This window comes from Agromyces sp. 3263 (assembly GCF_031456545.1).
In the GTDB taxonomy this organism is placed as follows: domain Bacteria; phylum Actinomycetota; class Actinomycetes; order Actinomycetales; family Microbacteriaceae; genus Agromyces.
In genome coordinates, this window is sequence record NZ_JAVDUV010000002.1 from 584995 (window position 1) to 594861 (window position 9867).

Here is a 9867-nt window from a genome sequence, read left to right on the forward strand (position 1 = left end):
TGTGTTACACCGCAACATGTGCTATGGGCGGGTTGGCAGCCACAGTTCCTGATCGGGGTAGGGCGGGCCGTCCGGGTCGCCGACAAGGAGGTACCACGAGTTGTGATAGTTCGGCAGCCTGTCGGTTCCGTCAGCCCACACGCCGATCGGTTCCGAGATCACACCGTCATCGTTAATGTAGAGTCGCCGGCCACCCAGAAGTGCCCGCGCGGTGGCCTGCTCGTCCTCATCTTCATCCATGGTCTGCCTCGCTCATCTCTTCGACCAATTCTTCCACCGAGTCTGCCCCAACCCATTCGGCGTCGCATGTTTCCACACGACACATAGCCCGCACAGACCGGTAAGGGTTCGCGTGGTCGTACATCACCGCAACCGGGGAGGCACGCAACGTGTCGTCAGGGCCAACCCAGTTGACTGCTTTGCACACCGGGCATGCGCCGGCGAGCGGGACGGTTTTGGGCGGGTCCAACAGTTCGACGATCGTGTACGCCCAACCCCGCAACGCTTTAACGTAGAAGTCCGCCTCACCGGTGCCGCCCAGGAACGCAACATGCCACCGCCTGAGCGATTGCACCGCGTCCTGCCGATCGTGTTTTACGTTGACGAGCCGGCACCAGTCACCCAACTGTGTGCGAATGACTGTCAGCCGGTACAGGGCTTCGTCGTTCAACACCGACCCTGTCGCGCTACCTCCCCCGCCACCGTTGCCGATTGCGGACGTAACCGCCTGCTCGAGCTGCGCCAACAGCGGGTCGTGGTGGACGGTGACGGTGGTGTTGTCGTCGCGGATGACTTTGGTGCGTGACGGTTTGGTGAGCGCGTTGACAGCATCCGACAGGTCAGTCATGCGATGCCTTCCAAGTTGAGTACGGGCTGCGCGAATCGGGTACGCAGCGACAAGTCGAGGTAATCGCGGTTGAGGTCGATGCCGATGTACTTGCGGCCTTCCTGCGTTGCGACCATGCCGGTCGTTCCCGAACCCGAGAACGGGTCAAGCACGGTGTCGCCGGGTGCGCTGCCCGCGAGGATGCACGGGCGGATCAGCTCGGGCGGGTAGACCGCGAAATGCGCGCCTGAAAATGGGACAGGGGCGATCTCCCAGACTGTGCGCTTGTTCCGCGTAGACAGGTCCGCGCGCCCGAATCCTGCCTGCGACGCCTCGACCCCTCCCGCGTCATTTCGGTTCGGGTTCGCGCGGATAGAGTGCCGCTTGGTGGCGCTGTACCGCTCAGCGTGGGCGCGGTTCTCGGGTCGCACCTGATCCGCGACCGCGACTGCGTCGTAGTAGTACCGGGGTGACTTCGCAAGGAGGAACAGGTATTCGTGAGCCTTTGTCGGACGGTCGGTCACGGACTCGGGCATAGGGTTCGGCTTCGCCCAGATGATGTCCGAGCGGAGAACCCACCCGTCGTCCTGCAACGCGAACGCGACACGCCACGGAACGCCAAGGAGTTGCTTCCCCGCTCCGTACGAATCCCCGAGGTTCAGCCACAACGTGCCGTCATCGGTGAGGACTTCCCGGAGATCACGAAACAGGAACAGCAGGCGTGTGATGTACTCCTCAAGAGACCGTTCCGCGCCGATCTGCCCGTCTTCGCCGTAGTCGCGAAGACCGAAGTACGGCGGCGACGTCACGATCGTCCGCACCATGCCACCCTCAAGTTTTTCGGCCACACGCTCCGCGTCTCCGTGGTACAGCGTCACCGCGTCATCCGTGTAGTACGGCTTCACTTCGCCTCCCATTGGATGTTTGAACGCCAATACGTCGGCCCGCCCCAAGGAGCAAACCCGAGAGCGTTCAAAACGTCGCGGGCATCGGCGGAATACGCCCTCCACGCGTTCGGATGCATGTCGATGTCAGACATGGACAGATGGCGCGCAACCTTTTCGATGAGCCATTCCGGGTACTCGTTCATTCGGTTTCCTCCACCGGGTATGAGAAGAGCCGCACCCCCGAAAGAGTGCGGCCAAAGAGATGGTCAGATCAGAACGGGGTGTTGTCCGAGTAGTCAGCAGGGGTCGTCCAGGTATCCGCCGCCGGCGCAGACACAACCGGCGCGGCACCCTCGAGCACCTTCGCCTGGTTCAACGTGTGATCCACGAACCGCGCATCACGCTCACTGACCTTCGTACCCAGGAACCCGCTGGCCTTGATCCGGTCGCCCTCCGACACCGTACGAGCTGCATCCTTCGGCGGGAACACCGACCAATACGTGGTCCGCGTCTTCCCCTGATACTCGTTCTCCTCACGCAAACCGAAACCGTTACCCCGCGAATTGATCCGCGAAACCGTACCCTCAACCGTCGTGTAAGCCATTACTTTCTGCCCTTCTCGTATGCCTGAATCGCGGACTCCACAGCCCGCATAACCAACTGCCCCGGATGCTTCTCGAAATACCGGTACATCGCCAACTCGTCGTCGTACATGCGCTTCGGCCGAACACCCGCAAGGAACGCGGTGAACGCATGATCCGAAGTCATCTCCTCATAGGACATGTCCTCTTCACGATTCACGCCGAAACTCCATCCATGACGCGATTGCCAGCATGTAGAGCCAGCCTCCAAATGCTTGGATGATGAGGAAGTCGCCCAGCGAGATACTGAATTGGAAGGTCATCAGAACGGCCTCTCCGCGCATCGGTGGCACGGCAACGGATAACCCAAATGCACATCGCACATGACACCCTCCGCACCCAACGCCGGGGCAGCAGGCGGACCAGAACGGGCAGACGAATAGTCGTCCTCCCACTTCCGATCGTTCAACCACCCAGCCGGCAACTTCACAAACTGCTTCTCCTTGCCAAGACACATGAGCGTGTACGCCTGAGTGGCCTTCGCCAACGTCCCCTGGTCAACGAGCTTCCGCGCCTTCTCCCACGCCCTCAAAGCAGCACCCTTCGATTCCTTCCGCGGGTACAACACCCACCACTCTTCGAAGGCCTTCGGGTACACAGACTTTGGTTCAGCCGCAGGCTGGACAAGAGAACTACTGTTCCCCTGTTCCCCTGTTCCAGTCCCCACACTCTCCGTAGAGTCTCCGTAGAGTTCGGGTACATGCTCCGTAACAGACCCAACTTCCGCGTCAGGACGCGGGTAACGGGCCTTGTTTGGGTTCTTCACCAGTTGGTGTTTGTCCCAGTTCGCGACGAACAGAAACGGTCTACCATCCACCCGATATCGGACGATCTGACCACCCTTGGAGAGCACTTTCAAGGACCGGGAGACTCTACGTAGAACCTCCGTAGGATCTCCCTCGAGCGCGAACAGGTCCGCCGTGATTAGCTTTTCCACGTCCCGCCCGACACCGTTATCGTCCACGTACGACCACAGGCCGATGAAGACGAGTCGGGTTTCCCAGTCGAGAGCTGCGATGTCCTCGGAGCGGTAGAACTCCGGTTTGATGCTTCGAATCCTCACCCGCTCACCTCCGTATCGCTTCGTATTCGGTTGCGTTGCACACACACCCGCGGCAAAACACATCCGTCACATCAGTGCGCGCACCACAACCAGGGATCGGGCATTCGGTGGCGGTCATGCTGCCTCCCGTTTTGCGGCCCTGTTGAAGAACGATGTGAGATCGCCGCGCCCATGCCGCCACGCGTTCTGTTCCAAACTCACCGCGGTCCGGCCGAGTGCTTTGGCGATGCTGTCTGGTGATTCGCCCAACGACACAAGATGGTCGATTTCAGCCATCAGCTCCGGCCCACGGAATGCGATTTCGCGTTGGATGGTCACGGGTGCTTCGTCGTCGTCGAGGTTTTCCCAGGCGAGGAGCGACACCCACCCTTTGCGGAGCGCCCGTTGCGCGGTGACGGTTGATGGTCCGCGGCCTCGGCGTACGAGGCGGTCGGTTGCGGCGGCGAACCGGTCGCGGGTTTCGGGGGTGATGTACTTTTGCCGGAGCATGCGGAACAGTGCGGGCGGGTGTGTTAGCCCGAGTTCGGCGGCCATGTCTTCGGCACGCCATCCCATGACCTGCAACCCCTGGAACCTGCGGATGGTGCCGGTCAATGTGACCCGGCCCACGTACCGGCCGTACGCTTTCTGCCGGTATCGTTCGCGGGTGCGCCGTGTCATGTTTGCCCGGCATTCGTCGCAGCGGCAGGCGTGGTCGTGGTAGCAGGTTGTTGTTGCGCCGTGTTTGTGGTGGGGTGGGCAAATCATGATGCTCGTTTCCCGAGGATGCGTCGGGTGCGGAGGGTTTCGCCTCCCCAGACGCCGTGTTGGATGTCGTTGTTGATGGCGTATTTGAGGCATTGTTCGCGGACGTTGCAGTTGGTTTTGCAGTAGTCGCGTGCTTTTTCGACGTCGTGCCATTCGGTTTGGAAGAACATGTCTGGGTCGACTTGGGTGCAGGCGGCGTCGGACATCCACGGGTGAAAACCGGGCATACCAAGATCAGTCATCGTCGCCCTCCGAAACATCGGTTTCAGGCACTGTCGCCGTGAGCATCTCGCGGAGCTTGTCGATCTGGTGCGAAAGGCGCAACGCCTCGAGATCCTCGTCGTCCGCCAGCCCGCGCAGCCGCTCGGCGACATCGGCGTGCACCGTTCGCTCTGCATCGATCTCCGCGATGCGCCCGTTCACCTTCGCCGGGTCATACTTCAAGCGCTCAGCCACGGTCGGCCCCTTCCCCGGAGACATGCGTTGCAGCCCGCTTTGCGTCTTCGTAGGCTTTGCGGATGACGGCGAGCGCTTCGGGTTGTGCGCCTGCCGCACGTGCGGCCTTGCCAAGTGCGGCGATCAAGTCCAGGTCGCCTTCCGTGTCGGCCAGTTCGCCCAGCCAGTCGCGTGCAGGTGCGACCTTGAGCGGTTCGACGGTGAACGGTGCACGCTTGCCCCTGGTCACCGTAAGAGCGACCGTCAGGGGCTTGTCGAGGTGCGACAGGTGGGAGATGCGGATGCCGCCCACAGCCTGCCCTGCGAAGCGCACGTCGGGGTCGCCGTAGAGGGTCATTGACCGGCCGGCGTACACGCTCGAGTCGGTGCCCCAAGCTGCGACGAGTACGCGCCTCATCGATTTGCTGGGTTTGAAGGGTCGTCCGGGGAACTCGACAAGGTGGATTTCGACGGGCTGCTCCGTCGACCCGGCCTTGACTTCGCTGACGGTCACCGTTTTGGGGCCGCCGAGGTAGTCGTCGAAGTTCTGCTGGTCGCTCCTGGGGGCCGTCGTTTCGCTCATGTCCATTAGAGCTGGATCTCTTTCTCATAGCGGGTTTCGTGTTCGTAGACCACGTAGGTGGGGCATGAGAGGGTCATCGACCCGTATCCGGGCCACACGCCGGTTTCGGTGCAGGTCAGCCACGTCTCGCGGGCGGTTGCTGCTCGTTCACGGCCGATGTCGCGCCACATGATGTCGAGGTCGTAGACGCCGACGAGGTAGGGTGCGGTCTTTTCGACGACGACGAACTTGAACCAGTCGAGGCCTTCGCCGGTTTCGGCGGTGCGCACGTCTCGGTACCAGGCCTCTTGGACGTGTAGTCCGTGCGCGGCGACGGCCCGGTTGAATCCGTCCGGTGACGCGTCGGCTGCGGTTTTGACGTCCGCGCCCGTGGTGGCACCGTAGATGTCGTAGCGCGCCCGTGCGGGTACACCGGCGACGTCGGCGAAGATGCTCACTTCGCGTCCGGTGGCGGTCTCGAGGATTTCGCGCGCTTCCGTGTGTGCGAGGAGCGCTTCGGACATTGCCTTGACCGGGGCCAGGTCGGATGCCTTCATCGGGATGAGGCCGTCAGCCCGTGCCGCTTCTGCCCACTCTCGAGCGGCCGCAGTTGACGCGGCACCGTTCGACGCGAGGACATCGTCCGGGTATGCGACGGCTTGTGCGCCGACGCCGAGGACTCGCGCGTGTACTGCTTTGCCGATGTCGAAGGCGTGGCTGTGGGTTTCGTGTCCTAGCCGGTACTTGTACTTCGCGGGTGAGTCGAGAATGAGTCGCGCCCCGGTGCTCGAAAGCTCGGGGCGACGATGATATTCGGCGTCTGAAAGATCGTGGACAATCACTCTTCCCACTCCCCCGCCTCAACAACAGTCCAGCCGGCGCGCTTCCATGTGGTTGTGTACCAGCGGGTGGTGTTGACGGTGATGGTGTCGGGTTCGTCTGACCGGCCGACGTGTTGGACGCCGCGGTGGTGGTCGCCGAATTCGTCCTCGAGAACAACGTTGCGGTGAGTCATGGCCGTTCTCCCTGGATGAGCGCAATGAGATCGTCAACGGTCATGAGCACCCACTGTTCGCCCGGCTTCGTTGTGCCCTTGCGCTTGGCAACAACGATCCCGGCAACAGCGTCGTCGTTGCCCATTTCGGTGTGCGCTTCTTTGATCCATTCGCCGGCTTTGATGGTGCCGCCGTAGTCTTTGCATTCGAGGACTACCCGGTTGCCGAGGACTCGCACACCGCCGATGTCGCCGCGGTCGTTTGCGCCGTGTTTGACGCGTCGTTCGATGCGGTCGTCTACTTCGAAGGAGAGGTAGTTGGCGATGGACAGTTCAAATGCTGTCCCGGCTGCTGCGGCGGACTTCCTGTTGCGTGTCATGCCATCTCCTGAAATCGCGGCATAGCGGGCATGCGCAGTCCTTTAGGAACCGTGTGTACGCTTTGTCGCAGTTGTGTTCGAATGGCCGCACGTTGAATGCGCGGCAGGTGCAGACGTAGTAGGTGACACGCCCGTACTGGTAGGTGTGGAGAGTCAAGAGTCAGTCGGCTCCGATTTCCATTGCTCGCCACCGGGTCGAACCCTCAACAACCGGGTAGTCGTCGGTGCGCCACCGGACCCACCCGAAGACATCGAGGTATGCGGACTGGTGACGCATGCGGGCTGCTACATCGTCGGGAACCTCGAACACGATCCGCTTCGTCATGGCTTCACCTTTTCTTCAATCAGTAGTTCGATTGCCCGTCCGACAGCGATGACACCTAACCCGATCGCGTAGACGATGACCCAGCCGACGTCTCCTGCTTTCGCGGATGCGATGATGCCGAGGATGAGCACACATGCGGCGACGAGTGATAGGGCGGACAGGAACTTCGGCCACGTCATGACGGTTCGCCTTGTGCGGCGAGAAGTTCGTTGACGATGCGGTCGAGTTCGCGGTCCGCTCCGATCAGCTCGAGGTGTGCCTGATGCTTTTCGGAGTCGTGGTAGTTGCGGCGTTCGGTGAGGATGCGTACTTGTTCGCATGCCGCTGCGAGATCGGCGGTTAGGTCTTCAATGGTCTTAATCACGTTCGATGTCTCCTTCGTCGTGGTGCCCGCAGTCGGGGCAGTCCCAGGTGAGCGAGAAGCGTTCGTAGTCTTCGATGGCGGGGACCATGCCTTGGTAGCCGCAGTCGCATTCGATGAGTAGGTCGGCTGATGCACGCCAAAACCCGGAACTCATGCGGGCACCAACGACCAGCAGTCACGCGCAGGGGTGCCGCATTCGCAGATGTGACCGCTGAGCATGCGACGCCGTGCGGAGACGACATGTGCGTTGCACACGGTCGGCACTTGGTCGTTGCACTTCGCTGAGATGCGGTGTGTGACTTTGACGGAGCAGTGTTCGTTGCCGGGGAACTCGTGACCGGATTCGCAGGGCACGTCGTCGTTTAGCCACCGTTCGAGCATGCGTTGTTCGTCGGTCATGTTGGCGATGGCGTCACGTGTTTGCTGTTCGACGGGTTGCGACCAGTGCATGCGGCGCATGTCCTCAATGCTGAAATCGCTCATGATGCCTCCCCCAGGATCGCGTCAGCGAGCATTTCGGCCACTTCGCGCTCTGGTGCGACCGACGTGAGGCCGCGATACAGAATCGTGAGTTGCGCGTCGATCGTGCGATGCAACGTCACGATGATCTCGTCGTTCGTGATCGGGATGAACGGCTCGGGCGGCTCGAGGAATCCGCCGCGGTCGTTGGGGTTCTCCTCGACGAGCCACCCGCTGTGCTCGATGTAACCGCGCTCGTTCCTGAGGCGTTCGAGCTTTTCGATTGCGGCCTGCAACCGTTCGACCGCGTTCACGGGATCAGCCCGAGCATTGCGAGGAGTTCCGGGTCGCGGTCCGCATACCTGCGTGCCACCGTCAACGCGGCCGACAACTGTTCGGGCGTGTTCTCGTACGCGCCGTCCTCATCAACCAACGGGTCACGACCCGTCCACGTACCCAAGTTGTTCATGACTCCTCCAACAGTTCGTATTCGTCGGGCGCAAACCAGACGTCATGCACCAACACCCACACCCGGTTACCGACGCCCACCTTGTGGACGCGGGCCGTAAACGAAATGGCGACAAGATCACCCGCCTTGACCATCACGACTCCGCAGCGATCGCCGGCAGTCTCCGCAACCGGACCAGGTCATTCACGAGCACCGCAGTAACCTGCTCGCCCGTAGGCAGAAACACCTTGACCGCGAAACCCTCCGCGGCCTCGAGCGCGTTCGACCACACACGACCGTGATACGCGCGAAACTCGTCATCCATGACGGCACCAAACCCATCCCAATTGAGAAGCCTTTATGCCGGTTCGAGCGGGCGACAGCCCCGCAGGGTTCCACCTGCCATCCCGCTCGAACCGGGTTCTGCGCTTCATAAGTCCGGACCGGGTCGGTAATAGGAGACCCCTTCGGACACGAGCAATCGCGGCGCATGCGCGACCTGCTCCGAGCGCGCCGAGGGAGTCGAACCCTCGCGAAGACCATCCGCGCAACCAAACCAATGCAGACCCCATGTCTGCTTCCGCACCTCCACGGGGACATACCCGTGTGTGCGTCTCTCAAATGACGTGATGGTCAAGGGGCCTATCCGGAGCCTGCCTCGTTACCGAGTCCCACCCGCCACCCCACAGTTCATCGGGGGCGTCCTCATGGGTCATCACGTCTGTGTAGTTGCTCCCCGGGCATAGCCGGGTAGGGGCCTAGGCAGGAATCGAACCCGCTGTTTCCCAGAAGTCCCCGGGGTTATCCGCCGGGTATCAAGGCCCAAGAAAGGTGACTACGCCTCGGGAAGTTGCTCGAGGAACGTTTCGTAGTCGTCGGCGAGCACCAGGGTTGTGCGGCCGACCTTGCGGGCGGCGATCCGGTTCTCACGGATGAGACCTTCGATGTATGACTCGGACTTGCCCAGCTCGTCAGCGAGCGCCGGCACCGTATACGCCCTACGCATGGTCGGCTCCGATCAGCGCGTCGGGTGCAACCTCGAGGTAGAAGGCAAGGTCGAAGAGGAGCCACGTGTCAACGCGCTCACCGAACGCCTTCAAGATGGTGTGGGGGCTGATGCCGATCTCAGCGGCAAGCCAGTCCATGTTGCGTCCCCGCTCAGCGAGGAGGGCCTTCGTGTTCGTTCCTACTGTCCGCGCAACCTCTTCGGTGCTTCGGAGGGGAACTGCTGTGTTGGTCATGTAGACCAGTATTGCTTGGTCTCGGAGACCAATACAAGACCAAAAGGCCACTGAAATCAGGGAAAACCCTTAGATTGTGAATACCTCAGGGGTAACCCTGAATTGGTCTGGTAAACCTACAAAGATTGGTCTTTATCCAGATATGCTTGGCACCGTGAACAAACAGCAAGCGCAAATGCAGGCAACCCGAGAAACGTTGCGCGCGCTCGTAAAGGACTCCCCCTACACAGCCAAGTACGTTGCGTCGCAAGTGGGCGAGGAGTACACGACTTTCGTCCACCGCCTAAGGGGCGAACGGCCCACCTACAAACTGTTGGACACAGCTTTCGTCGTGAACGTGCTGGCGGTACTCGACGTACCGCTCAGTGTGTTCTTCACACAAGTTGAGGAACGATCCGAGGAGCTTCTTCGCTCAACTCAGGCATGAGGGCACGCAGCTCCTCAAGGAACTCAGGCACAGTCGGGCAGATGCGCCCCATTAGCATCACCGGGCAG

At 61.4% G+C, this 9867-nt stretch carries 24 protein-coding genes; 1 reads left to right on the top strand and 23 read right to left on the bottom strand.

Annotated features, from left to right (window positions below; all coding sequences use genetic code 11):
• Positions 1-21: 21 nt before the first annotated feature.
• The 23 genes from J2X63_RS15975 to J2X63_RS16085 all read right to left on the bottom strand — a co-directional run bounded on the left by J2X63_RS15975 (position 22) and on the right by J2X63_RS16085 (position 9372).
• Positions 22-240 (bottom strand): hypothetical protein, encoded by a 219-nt coding sequence (locus tag J2X63_RS15975; protein WP_309979015.1) that lies wholly within the window; start codon positions 238-240, stop codon positions 22-24.
• A complete protein-coding gene (locus J2X63_RS15980; RefSeq protein ID WP_309979017.1) occupies positions 233-847 on the bottom strand; it encodes a hypothetical protein in 615 nt (204 codons plus the stop codon). Before J2X63_RS15980 ends, J2X63_RS15975 begins: the two co-directional genes overlap by 8 nt.
• Complete coding sequence (locus J2X63_RS15985) at positions 844-1731, bottom strand: site-specific DNA-methyltransferase (protein WP_309979019.1); 888 nt, start codon at positions 1729-1731, stop codon at positions 844-846. The genes J2X63_RS15980 and J2X63_RS15985 overlap by 4 nt, the downstream gene beginning before the upstream one ends.
• The gene (locus tag J2X63_RS15990) at positions 1728-1916 is read right to left on the bottom strand and encodes a hypothetical protein (RefSeq protein WP_309979021.1); all 189 of its coding nucleotides are present in this window, start codon (positions 1914-1916) and stop codon (positions 1728-1730) included. The genes J2X63_RS15985 and J2X63_RS15990 overlap by 4 nt, the downstream gene beginning before the upstream one ends.
• Positions 1917-1984: 68 nt before the next feature.
• A complete protein-coding gene (locus J2X63_RS15995; RefSeq protein WP_309979023.1) occupies positions 1985-2317 on the bottom strand; it encodes a hypothetical protein in 333 nt (110 codons plus the stop codon).
• Positions 2317-2514, bottom strand: a complete 198-nt coding sequence (locus tag J2X63_RS16000) for a hypothetical protein (protein ID WP_309979025.1) — start codon at positions 2512-2514, stop codon at positions 2317-2319. The genes J2X63_RS15995 and J2X63_RS16000 overlap by 1 nt, the downstream gene beginning before the upstream one ends.
• 102 nt (positions 2515-2616) lie before the next feature.
• On the bottom strand, positions 2617-3417 hold the full coding sequence (locus tag J2X63_RS16005; protein ID WP_309979027.1) for a hypothetical protein: 801 nt from the start codon (positions 3415-3417) through the stop codon (positions 2617-2619).
• 114 nt (positions 3418-3531) lie between these two features.
• Entirely contained in the window at positions 3532-4077 is a 546-nt protein-coding gene (locus tag J2X63_RS16010) for a hypothetical protein (RefSeq protein WP_309979028.1), read from the bottom strand.
• An 83-nt stretch (positions 4078-4160) separates the two neighbouring features.
• Positions 4161-4406, bottom strand: a complete 246-nt coding sequence (locus J2X63_RS16015) for a WhiB family transcriptional regulator (protein WP_309979030.1) — start codon at positions 4404-4406, stop codon at positions 4161-4163.
• On the bottom strand, positions 4399-4620 hold the full coding sequence (locus J2X63_RS16020) for a hypothetical protein (protein WP_309979031.1): 222 nt from the start codon (positions 4618-4620) through the stop codon (positions 4399-4401). Before J2X63_RS16020 ends, J2X63_RS16015 begins: the two co-directional genes overlap by 8 nt.
• Positions 4613-5182, bottom strand: a complete 570-nt coding sequence (locus J2X63_RS16025; protein WP_309979033.1) for a hypothetical protein — start codon at positions 5180-5182, stop codon at positions 4613-4615. Before J2X63_RS16025 ends, J2X63_RS16020 begins: the two co-directional genes overlap by 8 nt.
• A 5-nt stretch (positions 5183-5187) precedes the next feature.
• A complete protein-coding gene (locus tag J2X63_RS16030; RefSeq protein WP_309979035.1) occupies positions 5188-6012 on the bottom strand; it encodes a PD-(D/E)XK nuclease-like domain-containing protein in 825 nt (274 codons plus the stop codon).
• Positions 6000-6176 carry a hypothetical protein gene (locus tag J2X63_RS16035; protein WP_309979037.1) on the bottom strand — a complete coding sequence of 59 codons (177 nt, stop codon included), beginning with the start codon at positions 6174-6176 and terminating at the stop codon, positions 6000-6002. The genes J2X63_RS16030 and J2X63_RS16035 overlap by 13 nt, the downstream gene beginning before the upstream one ends.
• Positions 6173-6535: a hypothetical protein gene (locus J2X63_RS16040; protein WP_309979039.1), complete on the bottom strand. Its 363-nt coding sequence runs from the start codon at positions 6533-6535 to the stop codon at positions 6173-6175. Before J2X63_RS16040 ends, J2X63_RS16035 begins: the two co-directional genes overlap by 4 nt.
• Positions 6536-6695: 160 nt before the next feature.
• Entirely contained in the window at positions 6696-6860 is a 165-nt protein-coding gene (locus J2X63_RS16045; protein WP_309979040.1) for a hypothetical protein, read from the bottom strand.
• On the bottom strand, positions 6857-7039 hold the full coding sequence (locus tag J2X63_RS16050; RefSeq protein WP_309979042.1) for a hypothetical protein: 183 nt from the start codon (positions 7037-7039) through the stop codon (positions 6857-6859). The genes J2X63_RS16045 and J2X63_RS16050 overlap by 4 nt, the downstream gene beginning before the upstream one ends.
• Positions 7036-7224 (bottom strand): hypothetical protein, encoded by a 189-nt coding sequence (locus J2X63_RS16055; protein WP_309979044.1) that lies wholly within the window; start codon positions 7222-7224, stop codon positions 7036-7038. The genes J2X63_RS16050 and J2X63_RS16055 overlap by 4 nt, the downstream gene beginning before the upstream one ends.
• A 150-nt stretch (positions 7225-7374) precedes the next feature.
• Positions 7375-7707: a hypothetical protein gene (locus J2X63_RS16060; protein ID WP_309979046.1), complete on the bottom strand. Its 333-nt coding sequence runs from the start codon at positions 7705-7707 to the stop codon at positions 7375-7377.
• Positions 7704-7997 carry a hypothetical protein gene (locus J2X63_RS16065; protein WP_309979048.1) on the bottom strand — a complete coding sequence of 98 codons (294 nt, stop codon included), beginning with the start codon at positions 7995-7997 and terminating at the stop codon, positions 7704-7706. The genes J2X63_RS16060 and J2X63_RS16065 overlap by 4 nt, the downstream gene beginning before the upstream one ends.
• Positions 7994-8152 carry a hypothetical protein gene (locus J2X63_RS16070; RefSeq protein ID WP_309979051.1) on the bottom strand — a complete coding sequence of 53 codons (159 nt, stop codon included), beginning with the start codon at positions 8150-8152 and terminating at the stop codon, positions 7994-7996. The genes J2X63_RS16065 and J2X63_RS16070 overlap by 4 nt, the downstream gene beginning before the upstream one ends.
• A gap of 133 nt (positions 8153-8285) precedes the next feature.
• Positions 8286-8456: a hypothetical protein gene (locus tag J2X63_RS16075; protein ID WP_309979052.1), complete on the bottom strand. Its 171-nt coding sequence runs from the start codon at positions 8454-8456 to the stop codon at positions 8286-8288.
• Between the two features lie 510 nt (positions 8457-8966).
• Entirely contained in the window at positions 8967-9137 is a 171-nt protein-coding gene (locus tag J2X63_RS16080; RefSeq protein ID WP_309979054.1) for a helix-turn-helix domain-containing protein, read from the bottom strand.
• Positions 9130-9372 carry a hypothetical protein gene (locus J2X63_RS16085; protein WP_309979056.1) on the bottom strand — a complete coding sequence of 81 codons (243 nt, stop codon included), beginning with the start codon at positions 9370-9372 and terminating at the stop codon, positions 9130-9132. Before J2X63_RS16085 ends, J2X63_RS16080 begins: the two co-directional genes overlap by 8 nt.
• Before the next feature lie 154 nt (positions 9373-9526).
• Between J2X63_RS16085 and J2X63_RS16090 the strand changes: the two genes are divergently transcribed.
• On the top strand, positions 9527-9799 hold the full coding sequence (locus tag J2X63_RS16090; RefSeq protein ID WP_309979058.1) for a hypothetical protein: 273 nt from the start codon (positions 9527-9529) through the stop codon (positions 9797-9799).
• Positions 9800-9867 lie beyond the last annotated feature (68 nt).